Source organism: Sphingomonas sp. GW821-FHT09B04 (assembly GCF_059418285.1).
Genome location: NZ_JBWKPO010000005.1, coordinates 339,833 through 364,387 on the forward strand (window position 1 = coordinate 339,833; position 24,555 = coordinate 364,387).

29 protein-coding genes are annotated in these 24,555 nt (G+C 64.6%); 24 read left to right on the forward strand and 5 right to left on the reverse strand.

Translation table 11 applies throughout. The features are described 5' to 3' along the window. Positions 1 to 141: 141 nt before the first annotated feature. Complete coding sequence (locus tag AC07NK_RS17325; protein WP_495171856.1) at positions 142 to 531, forward strand: iron chaperone; 390 nt, start codon at positions 142 to 144, stop codon at positions 529 to 531. Between the two features lie 62 nt (positions 532 to 593). Further along, positions 594 to 740, forward strand: a complete 147-nt coding sequence (locus tag AC07NK_RS17330; RefSeq protein WP_495171857.1) for a lmo0937 family membrane protein — start codon at positions 594 to 596, stop codon at positions 738 to 740. 21 nt (positions 741 to 761) lie between these two features. On the opposite strand, the gene AC07NK_RS17335 is transcribed toward AC07NK_RS17330, so the two are convergent. Further along, positions 762 to 1,523 carry an SDR family oxidoreductase gene (locus AC07NK_RS17335; RefSeq protein WP_495171858.1) on the reverse strand — a complete coding sequence of 254 codons (762 nt, stop codon included), beginning with the start codon at positions 1,521 to 1,523 and terminating at the stop codon, positions 762 to 764. 85 nt (positions 1,524 to 1,608) lie between these two features. On the opposite strand from AC07NK_RS17335, the gene AC07NK_RS17340 reads away from it, so the two are divergent. After that, positions 1,609 to 1,998 carry a winged helix-turn-helix transcriptional regulator gene (locus AC07NK_RS17340; protein WP_495171859.1) on the forward strand — a complete coding sequence of 130 codons (390 nt, stop codon included), beginning with the start codon at positions 1,609 to 1,611 and terminating at the stop codon, positions 1,996 to 1,998. Positions 1,999 to 2,002: 4 nt separating this feature from the next. Here the strand turns inward: AC07NK_RS17340 and AC07NK_RS17345 are convergent, their stop codons facing one another. Further along, positions 2,003 to 3,283, reverse strand: a complete 1,281-nt coding sequence (locus AC07NK_RS17345; protein WP_495171860.1) for a serine hydrolase domain-containing protein — start codon at positions 3,281 to 3,283, stop codon at positions 2,003 to 2,005. Positions 3,284 to 3,401: 118 nt separating this feature from the next. Here AC07NK_RS17345 and AC07NK_RS17350 point away from each other — a divergent pair, with 118 nt between their 5' ends. The 10 genes from AC07NK_RS17350 (at position 3,402) to AC07NK_RS17395 (ending at position 13,560) form a co-directional block, all read left to right on the forward strand. Next, entirely contained in the window at positions 3,402 to 4,046 is a 645-nt protein-coding gene (locus AC07NK_RS17350; protein ID WP_495171861.1) for a histidine phosphotransferase family protein, read from the forward strand. Between the two features lies 1 nt (position 4,047). After that, complete coding sequence (trhO, locus tag AC07NK_RS17355; protein ID WP_495171862.1) at positions 4,048 to 4,971, forward strand: oxygen-dependent tRNA uridine(34) hydroxylase TrhO; 924 nt, start codon at positions 4,048 to 4,050, stop codon at positions 4,969 to 4,971. Between the two features lie 87 nt (positions 4,972 to 5,058). Next, a complete protein-coding gene (locus AC07NK_RS17360) occupies positions 5,059 to 7,359 on the forward strand; it encodes a chemotaxis protein CheA (RefSeq protein WP_495171863.1) in 2,301 nt (766 codons plus the stop codon). Beyond that, the gene (locus tag AC07NK_RS17365) at positions 7,359 to 7,787 is read left to right on the forward strand and encodes a chemotaxis protein CheW (RefSeq protein WP_495171864.1); all 429 of its coding nucleotides are present in this window, start codon (positions 7,359 to 7,361) and stop codon (positions 7,785 to 7,787) included. Before AC07NK_RS17360 ends, AC07NK_RS17365 begins: the two co-directional genes overlap by 1 nt. Positions 7,788 to 7,864: 77 nt before the next feature. Next, positions 7,865 to 8,230, forward strand: coding sequence for a response regulator (locus tag AC07NK_RS17370; RefSeq protein WP_495171865.1), 366 nt, complete (start codon positions 7,865 to 7,867; stop codon positions 8,228 to 8,230). An 11-nt stretch (positions 8,231 to 8,241) separates the two neighbouring features. Beyond that, positions 8,242 to 9,303, forward strand: coding sequence for a chemotaxis protein CheB (locus AC07NK_RS17375; RefSeq protein ID WP_495171866.1), 1,062 nt, complete (start codon positions 8,242 to 8,244; stop codon positions 9,301 to 9,303). After that, entirely contained in the window at positions 9,303 to 10,160 is an 858-nt protein-coding gene (locus AC07NK_RS17380; protein ID WP_495171867.1) for a CheR family methyltransferase, read from the forward strand. The genes AC07NK_RS17375 and AC07NK_RS17380 overlap by 1 nt, the downstream gene beginning before the upstream one ends. Before the next feature lie 84 nt (positions 10,161 to 10,244). After that, positions 10,245 to 10,952, forward strand: coding sequence for an N-acetylmuramoyl-L-alanine amidase (locus tag AC07NK_RS17385; RefSeq protein WP_495171868.1), 708 nt, complete (start codon positions 10,245 to 10,247; stop codon positions 10,950 to 10,952). After that, positions 10,952 to 12,367: an NAD(P)H-hydrate dehydratase gene (locus tag AC07NK_RS17390; RefSeq protein WP_495171869.1), complete on the forward strand. Its 1,416-nt coding sequence runs from the start codon at positions 10,952 to 10,954 to the stop codon at positions 12,365 to 12,367. Before AC07NK_RS17385 ends, AC07NK_RS17390 begins: the two co-directional genes overlap by 1 nt. Then, entirely contained in the window at positions 12,364 to 13,560 is a 1,197-nt protein-coding gene (locus AC07NK_RS17395; protein ID WP_495171870.1) for a class I SAM-dependent RNA methyltransferase, read from the forward strand. The genes AC07NK_RS17390 and AC07NK_RS17395 overlap by 4 nt, the downstream gene beginning before the upstream one ends. Before the next feature lie 9 nt (positions 13,561 to 13,569). Here the strand turns inward: AC07NK_RS17395 and truA are convergent, their stop codons facing one another. Both truA and fmt read right to left on the reverse strand, forming a co-directional pair. Next, entirely contained in the window at positions 13,570 to 14,310 is a 741-nt protein-coding gene (gene truA / locus AC07NK_RS17400) for a tRNA pseudouridine(38-40) synthase TruA (RefSeq protein WP_495171871.1), read from the reverse strand. Next, positions 14,307 to 15,212, reverse strand: a complete 906-nt coding sequence (gene fmt, locus AC07NK_RS17405; protein ID WP_495171872.1) for a methionyl-tRNA formyltransferase — start codon at positions 15,210 to 15,212, stop codon at positions 14,307 to 14,309. The genes truA and fmt overlap by 4 nt, the downstream gene beginning before the upstream one ends. A gap of 136 nt (positions 15,213 to 15,348) precedes the next feature. Between fmt and recR the strand changes: the two genes are divergently transcribed. The 5 genes from recR to AC07NK_RS17430 all read left to right on the forward strand — a co-directional run bounded on the left by recR (position 15,349) and on the right by AC07NK_RS17430 (position 19,387). Then, entirely contained in the window at positions 15,349 to 15,945 is a 597-nt protein-coding gene (recR, locus tag AC07NK_RS17410; protein ID WP_495171873.1) for a recombination mediator RecR, read from the forward strand. Between the two features lie 42 nt (positions 15,946 to 15,987). Beyond that, complete coding sequence (def, locus tag AC07NK_RS17415) at positions 15,988 to 16,515, forward strand: peptide deformylase (RefSeq protein ID WP_495171874.1); 528 nt, start codon at positions 15,988 to 15,990, stop codon at positions 16,513 to 16,515. Between the two features lie 148 nt (positions 16,516 to 16,663). Next, positions 16,664 to 18,055 (forward strand): DNA recombination protein RmuC, encoded by a 1,392-nt coding sequence (locus AC07NK_RS17420; protein WP_495171875.1) that lies wholly within the window; start codon positions 16,664 to 16,666, stop codon positions 18,053 to 18,055. A gap of 105 nt (positions 18,056 to 18,160) precedes the next feature. Continuing rightward, entirely contained in the window at positions 18,161 to 19,102 is a 942-nt protein-coding gene (locus AC07NK_RS17425) for a DUF3011 domain-containing protein (RefSeq protein ID WP_495171876.1), read from the forward strand. An 18-nt stretch (positions 19,103 to 19,120) separates the two neighbouring features. Further along, complete coding sequence (locus AC07NK_RS17430) at positions 19,121 to 19,387, forward strand: hypothetical protein (protein WP_495171877.1); 267 nt, start codon at positions 19,121 to 19,123, stop codon at positions 19,385 to 19,387. Between the two features lie 189 nt (positions 19,388 to 19,576). On the opposite strand, the gene AC07NK_RS17435 is transcribed toward AC07NK_RS17430, so the two are convergent. Further along, the gene (locus AC07NK_RS17435; RefSeq protein WP_495171878.1) at positions 19,577 to 19,729 is read right to left on the reverse strand and encodes a hypothetical protein; all 153 of its coding nucleotides are present in this window, start codon (positions 19,727 to 19,729) and stop codon (positions 19,577 to 19,579) included. A 176-nt stretch (positions 19,730 to 19,905) separates the two neighbouring features. Between AC07NK_RS17435 and AC07NK_RS17440 the strand changes: the two genes are divergently transcribed. The 6 genes from AC07NK_RS17440 (at position 19,906) to AC07NK_RS17465 (ending at position 24,498) form a co-directional block, all read left to right on the forward strand. Beyond that, positions 19,906 to 20,550, forward strand: a complete 645-nt coding sequence (locus tag AC07NK_RS17440; RefSeq protein ID WP_495171879.1) for a hypothetical protein — start codon at positions 19,906 to 19,908, stop codon at positions 20,548 to 20,550. Continuing rightward, complete coding sequence (locus tag AC07NK_RS17445; RefSeq protein WP_495171880.1) at positions 20,547 to 21,107, forward strand: sigma factor-like helix-turn-helix DNA-binding protein; 561 nt, start codon at positions 20,547 to 20,549, stop codon at positions 21,105 to 21,107. The genes AC07NK_RS17440 and AC07NK_RS17445 overlap by 4 nt, the downstream gene beginning before the upstream one ends. Before the next feature lie 95 nt (positions 21,108 to 21,202). Beyond that, positions 21,203 to 21,790, forward strand: a complete 588-nt coding sequence (locus tag AC07NK_RS17450) for a GIY-YIG nuclease family protein (protein ID WP_495171881.1) — start codon at positions 21,203 to 21,205, stop codon at positions 21,788 to 21,790. A gap of 274 nt (positions 21,791 to 22,064) precedes the next feature. Continuing rightward, complete coding sequence (locus tag AC07NK_RS17455; protein ID WP_495171882.1) at positions 22,065 to 23,213, forward strand: DNA cytosine methyltransferase; 1,149 nt, start codon at positions 22,065 to 22,067, stop codon at positions 23,211 to 23,213. Next, positions 23,210 to 24,070: a hypothetical protein gene (locus AC07NK_RS17460; RefSeq protein ID WP_495171883.1), complete on the forward strand. Its 861-nt coding sequence runs from the start codon at positions 23,210 to 23,212 to the stop codon at positions 24,068 to 24,070. Before AC07NK_RS17455 ends, AC07NK_RS17460 begins: the two co-directional genes overlap by 4 nt. Continuing rightward, entirely contained in the window at positions 24,067 to 24,498 is a 432-nt protein-coding gene (locus AC07NK_RS17465) for a very short patch repair endonuclease (protein WP_495171884.1), read from the forward strand. The genes AC07NK_RS17460 and AC07NK_RS17465 overlap by 4 nt, the downstream gene beginning before the upstream one ends. Positions 24,499 to 24,555 lie beyond the last annotated feature (57 nt).

Genomic DNA, 24,555 nt, shown 5'->3' on the forward strand with positions numbered 1-24,555 from the left:
TTTCCATTGGACAAATCGCCCCGGACTTGCGCAGGCGGATCCGTGCGCGTCGCCCGAAGCGGCTTCCGTTTCATCGATCTGGCGATGAGAACCCGCTGAAGGCAGGGTGCCGGGCGACGATCGAGCGAGAGGAGCAGGATCTTGGCGAAGACCGATTTCAGGACCATCGACCAGTATATCGCCACCTTCGATGGCGAGAACGCCGCGGGTCTGCAGGCGCTCCGCGAGACGATCATGGCGGCCGTTCCCGAGGCGGAGGAGCGGATCAGCTATCAGATCCCGGCTTTCTTCCATCACGGCTGGATCTTCTACATCTCGGCCTATGCGAAGCACTTCAACCTGTCGTGCCCGCCGCCGAGTGCCGCGTTCGAGACGTTCAAGGACGAACTCGCCGGGTACAAGATGACCAAGTCGGCGGTGCAACTGCCCAAGAGCAAACCGCTGCCGCTCGACCTGATCGGGCGCATGGCCAAGGTACAGGCCAGAGCGAATGCCGAGCACGAAGCGAGCAAGCCCGGCAAGAAACGGTGAGCTAAAGGCAGGGAACATTCCACGGCCCGTCTTGTTACTCCTTTGTAACAAAAGGATTTGACATGCTCTGGACCATCGCCGTCGTTATTCTGATCCTCTGGCTTCTGGGCTTCTCGCTCAATATTGCCGGCGGCCTTATCCACTTGCTGTTGGTGGTGGCATTGATCGTGGTCGTTGTGCAGTTCCTGCAGGGGCGACGCGGGGTGTGAACCCCGCCTCGCGGCGGCGGGTCAGTGCCCGTCGCCGGTGGCCAGTTCGGTGATCGCCACCAGCGCAGCGTCGTACCGGCCTTCGATCTCGGCGTTGCGCAGGAACTTGACGCGCTCGACCAGGATTTCGCGCGGCGTCGGCGTCTGACCGAACAGCGCAAACACTTCGTCCGCGAACTCTTCCAGCGGCTGATAGCCGGCGCGGCTACGCTGGCCCGGCGTCAGGTCGGTCTGCGTTGCGGGTGGCGCCATCTCGATCACCTCGACCTGACCGGCCAGTACGTCGCGAAGCGAAACGGTGTAGCTGTGGATCGCCGCCTTGGTCGCACTGTAGGTCGCGGCAGCGGGGAGCGGCACGAAGGCGAGGCCCGAGGTCACGTTGACGATCGCTGCGTCCGCCTGCGCCTTCAGATGATCGACCAGCGCGTTGGTCAGCCGGATCGGGCCGAGCAGATTGGTGGTGATCATCGCTTCGGTGGCGCCAAGATCGCGGTGGGTGTCTACATCCTCATGCTGCATAACGCCGGCGTTGTTGAACAGGATGTTGAGCAAGGGGTGTGCGGCGACCAGTTCGCGCGCGAACGCCTCGATCGCCTCCGGACTATCGATATCCAGCACCATCGCATGCATGTTGGTCCTGCCCGCGATCGTGGCCTCAAGCGCGTCGTGGCGGCGGCCCGCGACGATCACAACGTTGCCCGCATCGTGGAAGCGCTGCGCGAGCGCTGCGCCGATGCCCGATCCGCCGCCGGTGATGAGGATGGTGTTGCCGCTGCGCTTCATGGAAATGCCTCCTGAGTTAGAGGCGGCGATGTAGCGCTGCACTAACCACTGGAAAGAAGGCACCCAAAAGATTTATACTCACCAAATGGAGAGTATTGCGAAATCCTGCGAATGGCATGCCGCGGACCCGCGCGTCGATGCCCTGGTCAACGAGCTGATCGGCAACGTTGCCGATAAATGGACGATGATCCTGCTCGAAACGCTGGAACAGCATGGCGAACTGCGTTTCACCCAGCTTTCGAAGCTGGTGCCGCAGATCAGCCAGAAGATGCTCACCCAGACGCTGCGGCGGATGGAGCGCGACGGCATGGTCACCCGCACCGTGCATGCAGTGGTGCCGCCGCGCGTCGACTACCGCCTCACTCCAGTGGGCGAGAGCCTGGGCGAGGCATTCTGCGGCGTCTGGCGCTGGGCGGAGGCCAATCTGGAAACGGTGCTGGCCGCACGCACCGGTTTCGACACGCGCTGCACCTGACGCGTCAGTCGCCCGGCGGCCCGAGATAGTCGGCGCCGTACACCGCCTTGCGGATATCGGTGTGGAGCGTGCCATCGAATGGGATCGTCTGGACGAAGAACACTGCCGCCATGCGGTTGGCGGGGTCGACCCAGAACAGCGTCGAAGCCATGCCGTCCCAAAAGAATTCGCCGACCGCGCCGCGGTTGCGATCGGGGGTGGCGGGGCGGGCGGTGCGCACGGTGAAGTCGAAGCCGAACCCGCCGTCGATCTTGCCCATCAGCCACTCGCGCTCCCTGATCGCGGGATCGAGCTGATCGGTCGCCATCAGCCGGATCGTGGCCGGCTTGAGGATCCGCGCGCCGTCGAGCTCGCCGCCGTTGAGCAGCATTCGGGCGAAGCGCATGTAGTCATCAATCGGCGCGACGACGCCCGCACCGCCCATCGTTAGCTTCGCGCTCGCGAAGTTCATGCGCCGGGTCTGCGCATCGGGCTGGCGGACCAGCTTGCCGTCCTGTTTCACATAGGTCGCGGCGAGACGGGGGAGGCGGTCCATCGGCTGGTGCCACGCCGCCTCGCGCATCTTGAGCGGTTCGAAGATATGCGTGCGGATATAGTCGGTGAACTTCATGCCGGAGAGGCGCTCGACCAGCAGTGCCTGCACGTCCACCGCGGCACTGTAATGCCATTCGGTGCCCGGCTCGGACAGCAGAGGCACCTTCGCCAGCCTGCGGCCGAACTCGGCAAGATCATTGTCGAGATTGAGCGGATCGGCGGCGGCGAACGCTTTGTGCGCTGCAGTCGGGCCGTCGCCATAGGCGAAGCCTGCCGTATGCCGCAGCACATCGCGGATCGTGATCGGGCGGCTCGCCGCGCGCCATAGCGGCTTGCCATCCTTGTCGGTACCGTCCTGAACCAGCGGATTGGCGAATTCGGGCAGATAGTGCGCCAGCGGATCGTCAAGCCGGAACTTGCCCTGTTCCCACAACTGCATCAGCGCGACCCCGGTGACCGGCTTGGTCATCGACCAGATCTGGACCAGCGTATCGCGGCGGAAGGGCCTGTTGCCCTCGCGGTCGGCCAGGCCGCGCTCGCCATAATAGACTTCGCGCCCGTCCTTCCACACCAGCGCCGACACGCCCGCGGCGCGGCCATCGGCGATCATCGTGGCGAGCATCTTGTCGATCCGGGCCTTGTCGATGCGCAGCGTCTCCACCGCCGCCGGACGCTGCTGCGCCAGCGCCGGGAGCGGGACCGCCCCGGCCAGCATCCATCCGGTCAACGCTGTCACCATCATTCGCTGCATGAATTCGCTCCGCCCGTTTCGGACGAGGCTATCGGGCTTCGGGGCCGGATGAAAGATCGTTCGCTTGCGGCATGGGCGCTGCTGCGCCAAAGAGTTGCGCGAATTGCCGGAGCATCATGTGACTATCTCGCCCACCGACTTCGCCAGCCTGCTTTGCTCGCGCCTGTGCCATGACTTGCTGAGTCCCGTGGGCGCGCTCAACAACGGGCTGGAGCTGCTGGCGGACGAGAATGATCCCGAGATGCGCGCACGCTGCCTCGAGCTGCTCGCGGAAAGCGCTCGGGCGAGCGCGAACAAACTCAAATTCTTCCGCCTCGCCTTTGGCGCTGCGGGCGGGTTCGGCGATACCGTCGACACGCGCGAGGCGCAGGCGGCGATCGAGGGACTGTTCGGCGACAACCATCGCGTCAGCATCGGCTGGATGGTTGAGGATCCGGTACTGCCCAAGCAGGTGATCAAGGTTCTGCTCAACCTTGCACTGATCGGCGGGGACGCGCTGGTACGCGGCGGCCAGCTCGATATCGGTGCGGAGGCGCGCGACGGTACGGTCGAGATCGTGGTGCGCGCCGACGGCCCGCGCATCGTGCTGGATCAGGAGCTTCGCGGCGCGCTGACCGGCGATACCGGCGACTCCCCGGTCACCCCACGTGCGGCGGCGGCCTATCTGGTGCATCAGCTCGTCGCGCAGGGCGGTGGTGACCTTCAGGTCTCCCCACCCGACGCGCCGGTGCTGCTGTTCGGGGCGGCATTCACGGCGGGATGAGATGACCGGGCCGGTTCGCGTCGCGGCGCTCTATCAGTTCACACGGTTCGGCGATCCGGCGGCTATTCGGGGCACGCTCGCAGAGTTGTGCGCGACGCAGAGCGTACGCGGCACGCTGCTGATCGCGCGTGAGGGGATCAACGGAACGATCGCGGGCAGCGATTCCGGGATCGAAGCCGTGCTCGAGCATATCCGCACTTTGCCCGGATGCAGTGCGATCGAGGTCAAGGAATCGCGCGCTGCGACGATGCCCTTCCACCGGACAAAGGTGCGCCTGAAGCGCGAGATCGTGACGATGGGTCAGCCCGATATCGATCCGCTGGTCGATGTCGGTCACTATGTCGCGCCCGCGGACTGGAACGCGCTGATCGCCGATCCCGACACGGTGCTGATCGACACGCGCAACGACTATGAAGTTGCGATCGGCACCTTCCGCGGCGCGATTGATCCGAAAACGCACAGCTTTCGCGAGTTTCCCGACTGGTTCCGCGCGCACCGCGTCGAGCTGGAGCGGGAAGGGCGGGCCCCCAAGATCGCGATGTTCTGCACCGGTGGTATCCGGTGCGAAAAGGCGACCGCCTTCATCAAGGCCGAGGGGCTGGATGAGGTGTATCACCTCAAGGGCGGCATCCTCGCCTATCTGGAAACGATCCCCGAAGCCCGCAGCCTGTGGGACGGCGAGTGCTTCGTCTTCGACGAGCGGGTTTCGGTGAAGCACGGGCTGGAGACCGGTGATCATAGCCTGTGCCGCGCATGCCGGATGCCGGTGAGCCCGGAAGAACGCACCTCCCCGCTCTATGCTGAGGGGGTGAGCTGCCCTGCATGTCACGAGACGCGAACCGACGAACAGCGCGCGGGTTATGCCGAGCGGCACAAGCAGACATTGCTGGCCGAGGCGCGTGGCGAGACGCACGTCGGGCGGTGATCGCGACATCGGCTCGAAAACCGGTATCTGGATAACCTGGTCTTAACCCCCGTACCCCCATGACCTTCGTGTACGTGTGGGGGCATCGTGGACGACCTGCTGCAAGAATTCATCGCGGAGACACGCGAGACGCTGGAAGCACTGTCGGGCGAGATCGTCGCCTGGGAGGCGAATCCGGGCGATCGCGCGCGTCTCGATGCGATCTTCCGCTTCGTCCATACGGTCAAGGGAAGCTGCGGCTTTCTCGACCTGCCGCGCCTCGCACGCCTTAGCCATGCCGCCGAGGATGTGCTGGCCGCAGTCCGGGCGGGTGAGCGCACACCCGATCGCGCGCTGGTCAACGCGGTGCTGGCTGTCGTCGACCGGATCGGCGAGCTTGTTGAGGCGATCGACGCCGGCGCCGGGCTCGACGATAGTGGCGAAGACCTGCTGATCGCGGCGCTTGCCGAGGGATCCGAAGAAGTCATCCAGGTAGCAGCCCCTGCTGCCCAGCGTGCTGCCGCGCGCAGCGTCCGCCTCAACGTCGATCTGCTCGACCGGATGATGAGCGGCATGTCCGACATGGTGCTCGCCCGCAACGAATTGTCGCGGCGGCTCCGCAATGCCGAGGTCGATCCGCAGGTCGAGGCGGCGCTCGAACGCATGTCCGCGACCGTCGCCGATCTGCGCGATACCGTCACCCGCACGCGGATGCAGAAGATCGACGCGCTCTTCTCGGCACTGCCGCGTATGGTACGCGACACTGCGGCGAGTCTTGGCAAGTCGGTCAACCTCCAGATCGACGGCGCTGAGGTCGAACTCGATCGCGAGATGATCGAGGTACTGCGTGACCCGCTGGTTCACATCATCCGCAATTCGATCGATCACGGCATCGAATCGCCTGAAGATCGCCGCACCGCGGGCAAGCGCGAAAATGGGCGCCTCAGCGTCGCCGCGCGCCAGTCGGGCAACCAGATCGTGGTCGAGGTCGCCGATGACGGCCGCGGCATCGACACCGACCGGCTGATCCGCAAGCTCGCCGATACCGGCCGCGACGAACGCGCGCTGCGTGCGCTTGGCGAGCGGGCCAAGCTCGATCTGGTGTTCGAGCCGGGTCTGTCGAGCAAGGATGAGGTCTCCGAGATTTCAGGGCGCGGCGTCGGCATGGATGTGGTGCGCGCTGCGATCGAGCAGATCGGCGGCCGGGTCGATCTCGACAGCCAGCCGGGCAAGGGGCTGCGCATCCTGATCCGCGTGCCGCTCACGTTGTCGATCATCCCGACAATCGTCGTCGCGGCGGCGGGCCAGCGCTTCGCAGTGCCGCGTCAGGCGATCGAGGAAATCGTCAGCGAATCGAGCGAGGCGATCCGCGTCGATCGCATCGGCAGCGCCGAGGTGGTGACGGTGCGCGACCGGCGGCTGCCGCTGGTCGAACTCTCCGACGTGCTTTGCATCGGCGGCAATGTCCGCGCGATGCGCACGATGCTGGCGATCGTCAGCGTGGGCGAGGGCAGCTTCGCGCTGCGCGTCGATGACGTGCTCGACAATGAGGAACTCGTCATCAAGCCGGCGGCGCCTGCGATCATGGCGACCGGCCTCTATGCCGGCCAGACATTGCCCGACAGCGGCCGCCCGATGCTGCTGCTCGATTGTGGCGGAATCGCGCGCGATGCGGGCCTTCAGTTCGTGCACGACGTGCTCGCCGAGGAAGCTGAAGACGCTGCGGAGGACGAGGTTCCGGGTGTTCAGGCGCTGGTCTTTGTCGATCTCGACGGCACACGCCGCGCGGTGCCGCTGGGCGTGGTCGATCGCATCGAACAGGTCGATGGCGATTCGATCCGCCACGCCGCGGGCCGCTTGCGCCTGACGATCGATGGCCGGATCATTCCGCTCGCGGCGCGCTGCGAGGTCGCAAATGCCCCTGTCTGGTCGATCCTGCGCCTCAAAGATGGTGTGAGCGAGATTGGTTATGCTATTGCCGAAGCAGCAGATATCGTCACGCTTCCGGCTGAGATCGTCGCCGCCGGCGCGCCCGGCCCGATTGCCGGCGCGGTGCTGCTCGACGACGAACCGGTCGAACTGCTCGACCCGCACTGGCTGTTCGCCGAACATGGTGAAGACGGTGCGGATCCCGATGCTGCCCCGCTCTGCCTGCTCACCGGTGGCGAGGACGGGTGGATGCGGACCTTTATCCAGCCGATGCTCGAAACCGCGGGATATCGCGTGACGCTCGACGCCAGCTCATCCGCCGATATCGTGCTCACGCTCGACAGCCCTGCGGACACATTGGCGCGCGCTCCGGTCGTCCGTCTGCGCAGCAAGCGCGGGTGCGACGGCGACGGCAGCATCTGGCGCTATGATCGCGACGCGCTGCTCGGCGCACTCGCCAGCGTTGCACGGGGGAAGTGATGGATCGGCTGTTCCTGATTGCGCACGTTGCGGGGCAGGCGGTGGCGATCGGCGCCGACCAGGTCGAATCGGTGGTGGATATCGGCACGATCGTCGCGGTGCCGCGCGCCGGCGGCCATGTCCGCGGCCTTGCTGCGTTGCGCAGCCGTGTCGTCACGGTCATCGACACCGTTGCCGCGCTCGGCATGACCGGCGGACAGGATGCCAGCCGAGCGGTCATCACCCGCGTCGATGGTCATCACTACGCGTTGCTGGTCGATGCGCTCGACGATGTCGCGCCTTTCCCGCTTCAGCCGCTGGCCTCGGGTGTACCGTTGTCGGAAGCATGGCAGCGTGCCGGCATCGGGCTGGTCGAACGCGACGGCGAGCCGATCCTGGCGATCGATCTGACCGCGCTGGTGCCGGCATCGCCCGCGCAAGCCGCGTGAATTGGCATTAACGTGGTGCTTACATCTTTCAGGCACAACTGTCGGCGAACGCGCCAAAAACCCGGGAATGGCCCAACATGAAGACCTGCCTCGTCGTCGATGATTCCAAGGTGATCCGCAAGGTCGCGCGCCATATCCTTGAAACCATGAATTTCGAGGTGCGCGAGGCCGGCGACGGGCGCGAGGCGCTCGATGCATGCCTCGATTCGGTTCCCGATGTTGTCCTGCTCGACTGGAATATGCCGGTGATGAGCGGGATGGATTTTCTGCGCGCGCTCAAGGACAGCGGCCTCCCGTCCAAGCCGAAGGTGGTGTTCTGCACCACCGAAAACGGCATGGCGTATATCCGCGCCGCCATCGAAGCGGGCGCCGACGAATATGTGATGAAGCCGTTCGACCGCGAGACGCTCGAGAGCAAGCTCCAGATCGTCGGCGTCGCCTGAGGGCCGCGGCGATGGCCAGAAGCTCTACCGCGGCCGGCCTCTCGCTGGACCGCGATGGCGGAAGCGTCCGCGTCCTGATTGTCGATGACTCGGTTGTCGCCCGCGCCGTGCTCGGCCGGATGATCGAGGGGATGGAACGGTTCCGCATCGTCGGATCGGTCAGCAATGTCGCCGATGCGCTCGCGTTTCTCGGCACCAACCGCGCTGACGTGATCCTGCTCGATCTGGAGATGCCCGGCGTCCACGGCCTGACCGCGTTGCCCGATCTGGTGGCTGCGGGGCAGGGGGCGAAGGTACTGGTGGTTTCCTCCGCCGCCGACGATGGAGCCGCCGCCGCGGTGCAGGCGCTCGCGCTCGGCGCTGCAGATACGCTGGTGAAGCCGGGCGTCGGCAATTTTGCCGGCCGCTTCGCTGCGGTGCTCGAGGATCGGCTGAAGCGCCTGTTCAACGCGGACGACGCCCGAACCTCGGTCTCCGCTCATGCCGATCGCGCGCCCGGCGAATTCGACATCGTCGCAGTGGGGGCGTCCACCGGTGGTATCCACGCGCTCAGCCAGATGCTGCGTGCGATCCCGACATCCTTCCAGCCGCCGATCCTGGTTACCCAGCATCTCCCGGCTTCGTTCATGAGCTATTTCGCGGCGCAGCTCGCGGTGCTTGCGGGCCGTCCGTGCGAGGTCGCGGTCGATCATATGCGGGTGCGTCCGGGCCGGATGCTGGTGGCGCCGGGCGACGCGCATCTGCGGGTCATGCGCGCGGGCGAAGGCTATTACGCGGTGCGTCTCTCGCATGAACCGGTGGCGAGCGGCTGCATGCCCTCGGTCGATCCGATGCTCGATTCGATCGGCGACCTGTTCGGCGCGCGCGGGCTTGGCGTGGTCCTGTCGGGCATGGGCCGCGACGGAGCGTTGGGCGCGAAGCGGCTGATCGATGCAGGGGGCAGCGTGATCGTACAGGATAAGGCGAGCTCGGTGGTATGGGGAATGCCCGGTGCGATCGCCGAAAGCGCCGCCGCGGTGCTTCCGCCCGATGAGATCGGCCGCATGATCGCCAGCCAGCGGAGGCCCGGCTGATGGGCGCGCTCCCCCAGACCTTCGCCTCGACCGGCGCGATGCACGTGATCGGCGCGCTGCTCGAACAACGGACGGGCCAGCAGATTGCAGCCAACCGCGCCTGGCGTGTTGAAACGGTGCTGAAGCCGGTGCTGCGCGCTAACGATCTCGACACGCTCGATCAGCTCATCGGCCGTCTTGCTGGTGATCGCAGCGGGCCGCTCGCCGATTCGGTGATCGACGCACTGCTCAATAACGAGACCTCCTTCTTCCGCGACGCTGCTGTGCTCGATCTGGTGTTGGAAGCGGCCATCGCGTTGCAGGCAGAGACGCCCGGCCGTCGGCTACGTATCTGGTCCGCGGGCTGCTCGATGGGACAGGAGCCCTATTCGCTGGCGATGCTGTTCGAGGAAGCGGCGATCACCCGCGGCATGATGATGCCCGAGATCATCGCGACCGATGTCTCCGCCGCTGCGCTGATGCGCGCACGCGCCGGGCGCTTCTCGCAGTTCGAGATCCAGCGCGGCCTGCCGGTTCGGCGGATGGTGCACTGGTTCGACAGCGTCGATGGCGAGTGGGTCGTCCGGCCCGAGCTGTCCCGCCGCGTCCAGTTCCGTCAGCACAACCTCGCCAGGGACCCGGCGCCGGTGGGCAAGTTCGACTTGGTTCTTTGCCGGAACGTCCTGCTCTATTTCGCCGCCGATGTCCGGACCCGTGTGTTCCGTACTCTGCGGACCGCGACCCGCGATGGTGGGCTGCTCGTGCTGGGCGCGGGCGAGACGGTGATCGGCCAGACCGACGCCTTCCGCCCCAGCGACCAGTTCCGCGGCCTCTACCTCGCCGCGGACGCGCGCGTCGCGCCATTCCGCGCCGCTTAACGCTCAAGCGAGGGGCGTTTCGGCTTATCGGCGTGTCTCGCGGCTTGCGTTTCGGCGCGCGCCGCCGCATCCCTCGCAGCGATGATGCAGGACGGGACTGAGCTCAGGTGGATCGACGCGCCGTCGCCCAATTTCGACGCGCGCGCGCTGCCGGTCAGCATCATCGTCCTCCACTATACCGGGATGCAGAGCGCCGAAGAGGCGATCACGCGGCTGCGCGATCCCGAGGCGAAGGTGTCGAGCCACTGGCTGGTCGCCGAAGACGGGCAGATCGTTCGTCTCGTCGATGAAGCCAATCGCGCCTGGCACGCCGGCAAGTCGCGCTGGCGCGGGGTGACTGACATCAACTCGGCATCGGTCGGGATCGAGATCGTCAATCCCGGCCATGAATTCGGCTATCGCCCGTTCCCGGACGAACAGATCGAGTCGGTGATCCGCCTCACCGCCGCGATCAAGAACCGCTACAATATCACCCGCGGCAACGTCGTTGGCCATTCGGACATTGCCCCCGCGCGCAAACAGGACCCGGGCGAGCTCTTCCCCTGGGGCAAGCTCGCGCGCCTGCGTCTCGCATTGCCGCGCCCGACCAAGGGCCTCATGGACCCGGGCTGGACCGATGCCGGCTTCCTGCTCGCGCTCGAACGCTTCGGTTACGAGGTTATCGATGGCCTCGCCGCGACCGTCGCCTTCCAGCGCCGCTTCCGGCCCGAGCTGGTCGACGGCACGATCGACGCCGAATGCCGGATGATCCTGCTCGCGTTGCTCCTGCCCAAGCCTCAAGGCGACGAGTGATGCCGGATCGCGTGCCTGCCGGCGCGCCGATCCTGACCGCTGCACAGATGCGCGCGGCCGAGGATCGGGCGATCGCCGCAGGCGCTTCCGTCTCCGCGCTCATGGAACGCGCGGGAACCGGCGTCGCGGAATGGGTCCACCGGCTGGCGGCGGGCAGCGATGTCTTCATACTGTGCGGACCGGGCAATAATGGCGGCGACGGCTACGTGGCGGCACGGGTGCTGGCCGGTCGGGGTGTCCCGGTCCGGGTCGCCGCAACGGGCGAGCCGCGGACTCCGGCGGCGATGGCGGCGCGGGCGCGTTGGAACGGGCCGGTCGAGCCCTTGCCGGAACCTCGTTCCAACACGGGCGCCTATTCGGGTGTCTATGTTGACGCCGCGTTCGGGACTGGGTTGAACCGCCCGATCCCGGAGTTGATGTGGGACGTGATCGAGCAGCTGGTGGATTTTTCGAGGCTGGCGATCGCGGTCGATCTGCCAAGTGGGGTCGACAGCGATACGGGAGACGACCATGGGTTGTTCGCGGAGGCGGGCTATGATGTCACCATCGCGCTGGGAGCGCTGAAACCCGCGCATGTCCTGCAGCCGGCCGCGCGATATTGTGGTGCGGTTCGGCTGGTCGATCTTGGGCTGGACCTGTTCGACGCGCCAGTGCGCACGCTGGCGCGCGCATCGACGATGAAGCCGCGGCCCTGGACCCACAAATATGGTCGCGGGATGGTCGCGGTCGTCTCCGGCTCCATGCACGGCGCTTCGGAGCTGGCGGCGCTGGCCGCGTATCGCGCGGGAGCGGGCTATGTGTTGCTGCTCACCGGCGGGCTGCCGCATCCGCCGCATGCCGTTGTCCGCCAGCGCTGGAGTGCAGACGCACTCGATGACAGGCGCATCGGCGCGGTGGTGATCGGTCCCGGCCTCGGCCGCGATGACCGCGCGCGGGAGAAACTCAAGGTCGCGCTCGCCAGTCCGCATCCGCTGGTGATTGACGGTGACGCGCTCCATCTGCTCGACATCGACCGCTTGCGGGATCGTGAAGCTGCCACCGTGCTCACCCCGCACGCAGGCGAGTTCGCCGCGCTGTTCGGGGAAGGCGCGGGCAGCAAGATCGCCCGTACGCAGGACGCCGCGCGCCGCAGCAACGCTGTTGTCGTGTTCAAGGGCCCCGATACCGTGATCGCGCATCCCGATGGTGCTACCCGTGTCGCGCCGCCTGCCAGCGCGTGGCTTTCGGTTGCGGGAACAGGGGATGTTCTGGCAGGCGCGATCGCCACCATGATTGCCCAGAACCCTTCCGCACCGCTCGAAGCCGCTTCAGCCGGTGTCTGGCTCCACGCCGACGCCGCGCGCCTGCTCAACCGCTGTTTTCTCGCCGACGAACTGGCCGATGTGCTTCCCTCCGCCCTGGAGCGCACGCTGTGAGCGACGACGCCACCATCGTCCGCGTCGCCGCCCGCGGGGACGGGGTGACCGCTGATGGCCGTCACGCCCCGCTTGCAGCACCCGGCGACACGCTGCGCGCCGACGGCACGCTCCAGCCCGGCCCGCGCCACCAGACACCGCCATGCCGCCACTTCCCCGAATGCGGGGGCTGTCAGCTCCAGCATCTCGACGACCGCGCCTATGCCGAGTTCCTGACGGCCCGCATTGCCGGCGCGCTGATTCAGCAGGGGGTCGAGGCCGGGATCCGCGCGCCGGCGCTCTCTCCGCCGCGCACGCGCCGACGCGCCACATTGCACGCCGAACGTCGCGGGCGGCAAGTGCATCTCGGCTTCACAGAACAGTCGAGCCACCGGCTGATCGACCTTCAGCAGTGCGAGATTCTCGATCCGCGCCTGTTCGCGCTGCTCCAGCCCTTGCGGGGCCTGCTGGCCACGCACCTCCCCGCCAACCGGCGCGTCAACGTCCACCTCGCGCTCACCGATCAGGGCCCAGACGTGCTGGTCGAAGGCCTCGTCACCGACAGCCTGAATGCGATTGAGGCGGTGACCAGCTTCGCCCAGCGTCACGGCCTTGCACGCCTGTCGGTCGATGACGGCCTTGGCCCGGAACCGCGCTGGGAGCCGGACCCGGTCACGGTCAGCTTCGGCGGCGTCCCGGTCCCGTTCCCGCCCGCGAGCTTCCTGCAGGCAACCCCCGAAGGCGAGACCGCGCTGGTCGCCGCGGTGCGCGAAGCAATCGGCGGCGCCAGGGCGATCGCCGACCTGTTCGCGGGCCTCGGCACTTTCGCATTCGCGATGGACGCGGCGGTGAAGGTCTATGCCGGGGAGGGCGCGCGCGAGGCGATCCTATCGCTCAAGGCCGCAGCTGGCCAAGCCCAGCGCCCCGTTTTCGCCGAGCATCGCGATCTGTTCCGCCGCCCGCTGGTGCCGAAGGAGCTCGATCTGTTCGACGCGGTGATCCTCGATCCGCCGCGTGCGGGCGCGCGGGAACAGGTCGAGCAGCTGGCCGCGTCAAAGGTGCCGGTGATCGCCTATGTATCCTGCAATCCCAATACCTTCGCACGCGATACGAAGACTCTGATCGAAGGCGGCTATCGCCTCGACTGGGTGCTCCCGGTCGGCCAGTTCCGCTGGTCGACGCACGCCGAGCTGGCCGCGCGCTTCAGCCGCTAAGGCCAGAATTCAGGGATAGTCGGCCCGCACGAAATACAGCCCGTCGGGCGGCGCATTCAGCCCCAGCGCCGCGCGATCCTTCGCCTTGAGCGCGTCGCGCAGATCGTTCGCGCTCCACTGCCCGCGCCCCACCATCGACAGGCACCCGACCATCGACCGCACCTGATGGTGCAGGAACGACCGTGCCGAGGCGTGGATGCTGATCTCGTCCCCGTCGCGCGCCACGTCGAGCCGGTCCAGCGTCTTGAGCGCGCTCGCCGACTGGCAATGCGCCGATCGGAAGGTCGTGAAGTCATGCAGCCCGACCAGGATCTGCGCCGCGTCGTGCATCGCCGCCGCATCCAGCTCGGCGGGTACGCGCCATTTCAGCCCCTTGTCGAAGGTCAGCGGCGCGCGGCGGTTGACGATGCGGTACACATAGTGCCGAGCGGTGCACGAGAAGCGCGCATGCCAGTCGTCGGCTACCGCCTCGCACGCCAGGATCGCCACCGGCACATTGCGCAGATGCGCATTGAGCGCCTCCATCAGGCGGAACGGCGCCAGATCCTTCTCGATTTCGGTATGCGCGCGCATCCCAAGAGCATGCACACCGGCATCGGTGCGCCCGGCGGCATGAACCAGCGCATCCTCGCCGGTGATGCCGTGGAGCGCATCCTCGATCGCCTGCTGCACGCTGGGGCCATGATCCTGATACTGCCAGCCCATGAACGGCCGGCCGTCATATTCCACGGTGAGCGCGAAGCGGGTCAAAGCTGCGTTCCCACGGGGATGGAAAAGCCGTTGAGCAACTCGGCGGTTGTCATGACGCCACGTCCGGCGCGCTGGACGCTAGTCGGGCGGATTGCCCCCTCACCGCAGGCGATCGTCAGTCCGTCGTCCAGTACGGCGCCTGCCACGCCGTTCTCTTCGACCGTTTCGGTCGCCAGCACGCGCACCCGCTCGCCGGCGACCTCGAAGAACGCCCCCGGAGGATTAAACGCCAGCACCTGCCGCGCCACAGCTCCGGCATCTTGCGCGAAGTCCAGCCGTGCCTCGGCCTTGTCGATCTTTGAGGCATAGGTCACCCCATCTCGGGCCTGCGTCACCGCCGGATAGGCGTCCGGATCGGCCAGCACCTGGACCATCAGCTGCGCGCCCATCACCGCGAGTTCGTCGGTCAGCGCGCCCGCGGTTTTGCCCGCGACCGGCGTCCGCCCCTCCAGCCGCACCGGCCCGGTGTCCAGCCCGGCTTCCATCTGCATGATTCCGACCCCGGTCTCCGCGTCCCCGGCAAGGATCGCCCGCTGGATCGGCGCGGCCCCGCGCCAGCGCGGAAGCAACGAGGCATGGACGTTCAGGCATCCCAGCCGCGGCGCCTCCAGCACGCTCACCGGAAGGATCAGGCCATAGGCAGCGACCACCGCGACATCGGCCTCCAGCGCCGCGAACGCCGTCACGGCGTCAGCGTCCTTTTTGAACGACAGCGGCGTGCGCACCTCGATCCCCAGCGCTTCGGCGCGGGCGTGGACGGGTGAGGGGGTCAGCGCCTTGCCGCGGCGCCCGCCCGCGCGCGGCGGCTGGCTGTACGCCGCCACGACGTCGTGTCCCGCTTCGACCAGCGCGTCGAGCGACGGCACCGCAAACTCCGGCGTTCCCATGAAGATGATCCGCATGGGTTGGCCTTTCGGATCAAGTGCACCCTCGCGCAACAAAAACCGTTCGCCCTGAGCTTGTCGAAGGGCTCCATCTTTGTGAAAGGCCAAGAACAGGGCTTCGACAAGCTTAGTCCGAACGGGTAGGGAACATCGCATGGCCTCGCCTGAGATCGAAACCCTCACCCAAGCGCTGTCGCGCCTGCCCGGTCTTGGCCCGCGTTCGGCGCGGCGCGCGGTGCTGCATCTGCTCAAGCGACGCGAGACCGCGCTCGATCCGCTGCTCGCTGCGCTCGGAGCGGTCAGCCAGCGGCTCGCAACCTGCAGCACCTGCGGCAATGTCGACACGTCGGACCCGTGCGCGATCTGCGCCGACCCGCGCCGCGACACGCGCCAGCTCTGCGTAGTCGAGGAAGTGGCGGATTTGTGGGCGCTCGAACGCTCGCGCCTGTTCCCCGGCCGCTTCCATGTGCTCGGCGGCAAGCTCTCCGCGCTCGACGGGGTCCGGCCCGAGGATCTGGCGATCGACAGCCTGATCACCCGCGTTGCGGCGGGCGGGATAGACGAGGTGGTACTGGCGATGAACGCCACGCTCGAGGGCCAGACCACCGCCCATTACATCGCCGAGCGGCTGGAGGGGTATCCGGTGCGCCTGACCCAACTCGCCCACGGCTTGCCGGTCGGCGGCGAACTCGACTATCTCGACGAAGGCACATTGGCACAGGCGCTGCGCGCCCGCCGGCCGGTTGCCTGATCCGTCCTTGAAGCCGGACCCCGGCGGAGCTAAATTACTGCAATGGCCATTCTACCGATCCTCGAAGTTCCCGACCCCCGCCTCAAGCTGGTGTCCACTCCCGTCGACACGGTCGACGACGAACTGCGCGCGCTGATCGCCGACATGTTCGAGACGATGTACGATGCCCCCGGCATCGGCCTCGCTGCGATCCAGGTCGGTGTGTCCAAGCGGGTGCTGGTCATGGATCTGCAGGAGGAAGAGGACGAGGAGGGCAAGCCGATCCGCGAACCCCGCGTGTTCGTGAACCCCGAAATCCTCGACCCGTCCGAGGACTACAACACTTACAATGAGGGCTGCCTGTCGGTCCCCGACCAGTTCGCCGATGTCGACCGCCCCGCCACCTGTCGCGTCAAGTGGCTCGATGAGCATGGCAAGGCGCATGACGAGGTGTTCACCGGCCTGCTCGCGACGTGCATCCAGCATGAGATGGATCATCTCGAAGGCATCGTCTTCCTCGATCACCTGTCGCGCCTCAAGCGTGAGATGATCATGCGGAAGCTCGGAAAGGCGCGTAAAGCGGCGGCCTGACGCCCCCGTGCGGCGCGTGGTTGCACGCGCCGCAATTAACCCTGTCCTACTGTAGCCGTTCGGTCTATGTTCCTGCTTCCGGTGTGGGGAGCGGGCGGTTGTCACGTGCGCAAAAACATGCCGTTCGTGTCAAGTTGTCGAGAGAAACGTGTCAACCGAGTTTGCCCTTGCCCTGATCTTCGCCCTGCTGCTTGGCGGCGCCGTCGGCTGGTTCGTTGCCAATCGCCGTCTCGCCGAGATCCGGGCCGAGCGCGACAAGCGCGAAGCCGATTTCAAAGCAGCGATCATCGACCTTGCCGGCGCAGAGCAACGCCTGAGCGAGCTTCCCGAGCTGCGTGACCAGCTCGACGGCATCCGTGACGAGCGCGACATCGCCCGGCTTGAACTGACCGAACTGCGTACCAAGGCCGGTGCGTTCGAGGAACGGCTGGAGGAGTTCAAGGGCGCACGCGAGCTGATGGCCGGGCAGTTCCGCGAGCTTGCCGGACAGATGCTCAATCAGACTCAGGAAGCATTCCTCAAGCGCGCCGACGATCGCTTCAAACAGTCCGAGACGGTCGCCGGACAGAACCTCAAGGCCTTGCTCCAGCCGGTCAACGACCGGCTCCTGCGTTATGAGGAGGGCGTCGCCAAGGTCGAGGCCGAGCGCCGCGACGCATTCGGCGAGCTCAAGGGCCAGATCGAGCAGATGCGGATCGGGCAGGAGCGGGTGAGCAGCGAGGCGGCCAAGCTCGTCAACTCGCTGCGCAACGCCCCCAAGTCGCGCGGCCGCTGGGGCGAGCAGCAGCTCAAGAACGTGCTCGAAACCTGCGGCCTCTCCGAACACACCGATTTCGAGACCGAGGTCAGCGTCGCGCAGGAGGAAGGCGGCCGGCTCCGCCCCGACGCGATCGTCCGCGTCCCCGGCGGCAAGGCGCTGGTGATCGACGCCAAGGTGTCGCTCAACGCCTATCAGGACGCGTTCGGCGCGGTCGAGGAGAGCGAGCGCCTTGCGGGCCTCGCCCAGCACGCCGCGGCGATGAAGGCGCATGTCAACGCGCTCGGCAATAAGGCGTACTGGACCCAGTTCGAAGAGGCGCCCGACTACGTCATCATGTTCGTCCCCGGCGAGCATTTCCTCTCTGCCGCGCTCGAGCATGACCACAGCCTGTGGGATTTCGCGTTCGAGAAGCGCGTGCTGCTCGCGACCCCGACCAACCTGATCGCGATCGCGCGCACCGTCGCGGCGGTCTGGCGGCAGGAGAAAATGGCCAAGGAAGCCCGCCAGATCGGCGAGCTCGGCAAGGAGCTGTACGACCGGCTGGCCAAGGCGATGGGCGACCTGCGTCTTGTCGGGAGCGGCCTCAACAGCGCGGTCAAGAACTTCAACACCTTCGCCTCCAGCCTCGAAACCCGCGCTTTGGTCTCTGCGCGGAAACTCAAGGAACTGAACGTCGAGACCGGCGCGCGTGAGATCGAAAGCGTCCCCTCGGTCGAGCTGCTCGCCGGCCACGCTGAAACGCCCGATGCGGAGGTGCTTCCGGCGCAGGCTGCGGAGTAGGCTGCAAGCTTCTCTTTACGTTGATTTTTGGTGCGGGTGCAGGGCGAACGATCTATACCGGCGTAACGACTTGGCTGGCCGCGTTCCAAACAGGGGAGTCCGCGCATGAGAAGCACGTTGAAGCTGATGGTCTTGTCCACAGCGATCGTCACCCAGAGCATTACGCCGCTGATGGCACAGACCCGGCCCGCGCCGCAGGATCGCCCGGTCCCGCTGCCCCGACCGGTGCCGGATCGTCCCGTGCCGCTTCCGCAGCCTGTGCCCGACCGTCCGGTCCCTCTGCCGGGACCGATCGTCGACCGTCCGGTTCCGTTGCCGCATCCGGTTCCCGGCCGCCCACGCCCGCCGCGGCCCGGCTATCCGGGCTATCCTGGCAATCCAGGGAATCCGGACTGGGGCAGCAACCGCGGCTATGCCGGCCGCATCACCTGCGAATCGCGCAACAACCGCACCCGCTACTGCAACGTGAACACGCAGAACCGCGTCGTGCTGCTCCGCGCGAACGGTGGCGTCTGCAACCAGGGTCGTGGGTGGGGCTATGACCGCCGCTCGATCTGGGTACGCGATTGCCGCGCGACCTTCGCCTATGGTTATGGCAACAACTGGGGTGGTGGCTGGCAGCCCGAATATCCCGACCGGGACAAGGGACCGAGCACCGGTCTGATCATCGGCGGCGTCGCGGTTGCGGCGGGCCTGATCGCGCTGCTGGCGAGCAAGAACAAGAAGTCGGGCGATACGACCTCTCCCGAGGCGCCGCCAACCAGCTATCCGCCGGGGCCGCCGGCGGCGCTCTCGGCTGATCTCGCCTCGGTCCGTTCGGACGCGCGGCCCGCGCTCCAGACGTGCCTGTTCGAAGCATCGCGCCAGATCGGCGTGACCGGCGGCACGCGCCTGCGCTTTGACCGGCTGGCCAGCATGGAGCCCGGAAACGGCGGCTGGCGGTTCGGCGCGGAGCTGACTGCGACCTATCCCGATGGGACGCGCGCCACGCCGATCTATTGCCGCGCGACCTCGACCAAGGTGATCCAGCTCGACTTCACGGGCTGAAGCTCTAGGAGCGGCGCAATGGATTTCGACGATCAGTTGCGCCGTTATTTCGGGTCTGCCGACCTCGCCTCGATCCCGCCTTCGGCGGTCGAGGCGGGTGTCGAGCGGATGCGGGTCGATTTCGGGCTGGAGAAGGATCGCCCGCGCCGGTTCGCGCTCTGGACGGTGATGTATCTGCTCGGCGCTGCACCCGATCTCGACGTGGCGTTCAAGGAGGAGCCGGACCGCGAGGCCGCGCGTAACTTCATGGACCTGATGACGGGTATGCAGGAGGAGGGCAGCTAGCGCGCCGCTGTGCGATGGAGGCCGAGCCGGAATCGAACAACTCAAATTTTTCTACGCGATTACAATTATATAGCTTGGTACATCCGGCACGGATGCCCCCAATTAGGCCCCGAGAATTCTTTCCTTCAAGAGCAATCGAACCGATTCCCCAAGCATTGCGCAGTCCCCGCAACGAACGGGCGGCGCAGGTTACGCCGAGCCGAGCTTTGCCCGCTCCGCTTCCAACCGATTGACCTCGCGTTCAAGCACCTCGCGGATGAAGGCGGCACGACGCTGCCGTCCGACTAGCGCGTCGATCCGCTCGCCAAGCCCTTCCGGCAGGCGAATGTTCGTCGATTTCACGTTAAGCGGTGGCCTTCCCATAGTTGCGTCGTAGCCGAGCGAAGCGTCCGATCAATCGGAAGCGGCTTAAGCGGTGCCGCTTATTGAATATTTCCTGCCTTTCATGCTATAAGCGGTGCCGCTTATGGCTCCCGGAGCATCATGGGATGCCTCCGGATAATGAGAAAGGTAGGTTGATGATGTCGCCCGATTTGCCTCCACATGATTCGCCGCTTGAGCCCCTAACATCGCGCCGTGCTTTGCTGGCAGCGCTTGCCGGGACGCCCGCTGCGGCTTTAGCCACGCCGGTCGCGGCTCCTTGGGATCAAGCGTTGATACTCCTCCACGATGGCTATGACGATGAACCGGCTGCACTCGTTCGGACCAAGGAAAGGCGCAGCCTGAGCCGCTTCCGCTATCATAATGCCGAAAACTTTTTCGAATCGGTGGACCGGGGATTCTTCGTTCGTCGTGACGAAATGCTCTATCAGTCGGGAATCGTCGTCCAACTCGCGCTAACTTCGCATTTGCTGGACGTTGGCTTTTCCGACCGATGGAATGCCCGCAATGTCCGGCTCGATGTCGCCAAGGGGCTGGCTTACGCCAACGCGACAGGTTTCGCGCATGAATGTCTCGACATGGCGCGGCTGGCGGCCGTCCTTTCGCCATATTGGAAGTGGGGTCATACCCATCAATTCGACCAGCCCAGGCCCGACGATGGTGGATTTACAATTGGCAAGGTCTGGCCACTGCTGCGCACGCTGCTGGATCGGGTGCATGACGTAACCGGCCATCCGCGTCCGAGTGGCTGGCGCCGCGGCGCGCAAGAGACGTCGCCATGACCGAAGAGATGCTGGCCGCTTACGAGGCTGCCGTGGACCAGCTTCCACCCTTGACGCGCTTGGTTTTTCTTCTGCACCGCGTTGACGATCTGTCCTATCGGGAAATTGCAGATCGGCTGACGATCAAAGTGCGCGCCGTAGAATGCTGCATAGCCGAGGCTTTGATGATGATCGGCGCATTCGTCGATGGCGATACTCCACGACGCTGGCGGCGCGAACCGCTGGCAGAGGCCGAAATCGACCTTCGCCAACGTCACCGGGTCTATTGCGAGCGCAGGTTGCGCTTCTTGCGCATCCGCATCACTTGGGAGGACGATGGCGACGACGATCAAGCCGTCGTTCAAATCATGGTGCGAGCCATGCCGCCGTCTCTCCGCGAAACCTTCGTGCTTCACCGCGATCATCTGACCCGCGAGCAGATAGCGAGCCAAATGCAGATACCTCGATGGGCCGCGCGATGGCGGATGCTATGCCTCACCGGATATTTCACGCTAAGCCCAAAGACATTCGAAGAATGGCTGTGTTCGACGGCATCGCGCCACTTTCGAACCAGCTAAGCGCTGGAGTGCGCGGATTAACTACTATGCCCTAGGCGCCGCAACCATCGACAGCTATCCCGATTTCGATTTTGGTCACGGGAGCGGAATAGCGCATGTCCACTGATTTTAAGTTTCGCAAAAAAGCTGTCAGTTCTCTCACGAATCAAATCGGAGTGTATGTCCTCTGCGATCTTAACCAAGTGCCGATCTATGTTGGGCAATCAAAGGACGGCATCCGAAAGCGCGTCGGTCGGCACTTAACCTCTGCCCGATCGGACATTATCGCCAACCGTCAAATTGACGTCTGGGAAATTGCTTGGGTCATCGCCTTCCCGGTCGAAACAAAAGATGAAATCGGCCCGTTGGAAGGACTGCTGTTCCATCATTTCAATCCGATCTCGCCGCTTATGAACGGCTCGATTCCCGCTGCACCCGCTATAGATATGCCCATCCCCGAGCCAGCCCAGATTGTTCAGGTGATGACTGATGAGGAAATCGCCGACAAAATCGACCCCGTGCAGCGGTTGCCTCGGCAGGCCAGCCATTACACCCAAATCGTCGAACATTTCCTCGCCGTCAAAAATTCGCCGCAAGTGGCACGCGCTATGGACGCCCACTTCAATCGGCTTGCTAAGTACCACGCTACATTGCTCGGTCTGACATCGCCGGAAAATGAAGTTGAAGAGGGCGAGGCAGATTGACCTCCGGCATGAGAACAAATAAAGAACGCTATGGACAGCCACAGAAAATGGCGCCATAGTGGCGCCATGACCCAGCCCAAACCAACCAATGTCCTTCCGCTGGACCGCACGAACTTGAGGCTTCCGGCCGGCACTTTCGCCGCAATTGATACAGCTTGTGCCACGCGACCGGGAAACGTATCCCGTAACACATGGATTGCCGAAGCAATCGCGGAGAAGCTAGCGCGCGAAGGCCTTTCCGAAAGTCCTGCTATCTCTACAAAGCAGGTGGCAAATGGCTAAATTCTACGAGTTCTTCGCAGGTGGGGGCATGGCTCGCGCGGGTCTCGGCTCCGGTTGGACATGCCTTTTCGCCAATGATTTCGATCATAAAAAGGGTTTGACCTACCAAGCCAACTGGGGGACCGGCGGCGAGCTTAGAGTAGGTGACGTGCGGCAAGTCTCTCCCGCCGATCTGCCCGGGGTCGCTGATCTAGTCTGGGGATCCTTCCCCTGCCAAGACCTGTCACTTGCTGGCGGCGGCGCCGGTCTGCGTGGGGAGCGGTCGGGGACGTTCTACCCGTTCTGGGATGTGATTAAGGGACTGATCGCAGAAAAGCGCGGCCCCAAACTGATTGCACTCGAAAATGTTTGCGGCACGCTTACCTCGCATGGAGGCAAGGATTTCGAAGCGATTTGCAAAACCTTCGCTGACGCGGGCTATCGGTGCGGAGCACTGGTCATCAACGCCGCGCTATTCCTTCCGCAATCTCGTCCCCGGCTTTTTGTAATCGGCGTCCGGGCCGATACGGAAGTTGACCCTATTCTACTTGCTCCCGGTCCAATCGAGCCTTTTCACACGCGGGGGCTACAGAGCGCGATTGACCGGCTACCCGCCAAGTTGCGAGAAAAGATGCTTTGGTGGAACATGCCTACGCCTGATAGGCGCAACTCGACGTTCGCGAGCATGATCGAGGAAAATCCATCCAGTGTGAGGTGGCATACCCCTGATGAAACCGAACAACTCCTGAGTATGATGTCGCCGATCAATCTTGCCAAGGTCAACGCGGCTAAGCGCGCCGATCATCGTGTTGTTGGCGGTGTCTACAAACGGACGCGGCTCAATGAAAAAGGCGTAAAGGTGCAGCGCGCCGAGGTGCGCTTTGATGACATATCTGGCTGCCTACGGACGCCCGCAGGCGGATCGAGCAGACAAATTATTCTGGTGATCGATGGAGCCAAGGTCCGATCCCGCCTAATCTCTGCACGCGAGACGGCGCGCCTTATGGGGCTGGATGACGACTATAAACTCCCCCGTAATTACAATGAGGCATATCACCTCACCGGCGATGGCGTAGCGGTCCCGGTGGTTCGGCACCTCGCTTACCACATCTTAGAACCCTTGTTGGGCATGGTGGAGGCTGCCGAACGGGCCGCTGCATGAGCGTTATCCCCTGCGAGCAGAATAGTAATCTTCGCGCACAAATCGAGCGGTTCGCCGAAGTTCTGAAGACCGAGGCGCACCGCCTTGGGGATCACGGCCTAGACGAAAAGGATTTCTATAACTCCGGTCTATTTCGCGGCGCTGTCGAACGAGTGAGAGGACAGTTTTCCGCGACCATGCGCGCAAAACGCGAGTTCGTTCAGCACGTCCTCAATCACATGGAGGATGAGGGATTCATTACCGGGTGGGATTTGACGGAGGATGCCAGTCGCAATGATTATGCGGTTCGCCTACCCAGTGGTCGCAGGGCGATCATTGATCTGAAAGGCTGCCTCGACGGCAACAACACCAACATATTTGAGCGACCGGCTGATGCTGACGAATTTGTGATTTGGAGCATATGCACCAATCTTGGCGCCGATCCCCGCCGCAATGCTTGGTCGGGCATCCACACCCGTCTTAGTACCGAAATGATCTCCCGAAATCAGCGCGTGGACGGCCTTATCGTTTGGGATATGGTGTGCGGCACCATTGGCCGACCGTGTCCTAAAATAGCGAATGATCCCAATGAGGAGCGGCTAACCGATATTGGCCCTTTCCGTGTTCCCCCTGCCTGCATCTATTTGTTTCCTAACATTGTGCCATCGGTCGCTGCCCCGTCGGTTTCAGCTCAAGCGATCGAAAACGTAGAGTTGCTGGCTGCCTTCCATCAATGCTTCAAGGGTGATGATTTGGAACTAAATCATGTCGACTTCGAGTTGGAGCAAACTGGCTCCGATCTGATGCGGCGAACCACGATCCGACGTGCCGGCATTGTTCAAAAAGTATCGGACATGACCGCTATTAGGCGGGTATGAGCCTGCCGCCCACAGCGACGGACGATCTGCGATCCCGCACAATGAGGGCGGTTCGATCAAAGGATACCACCCCCGAAATTATCGTGCGCAAGCTCCTCCATGCGGCGGGCTATCGCTTTCGGCTCCATCTCAAAATTCTGCCGGGTTCCCCTGACTTGGTGTTTCCGGGGCGTCGCAAGGTCGTGTTCGTGCATGGCTGTTTCTGGCATGGTCACGACTGCAAACGTGGTGCCCGTCAGCCCAAAGAGAACGCGGAGTATTGGCGGACTAAAATTGCCCGGAATAAGGCGCGTGACCAGCAGACTCTATCGGACTTAAATGCGGCCGGGTGGAGCACCGCAATCGTTTGGGAATGTCATACCAAAGTCAGGATGCGAGCTGATCTACTGACGTCTCTGATAGAGTTTTTGGAAGGCGAGGAACAATGAGTATGACGCTGAGCAAAGTTTAGGCATTCCATCAACCGGAGAGGTGCCACAGGTCGA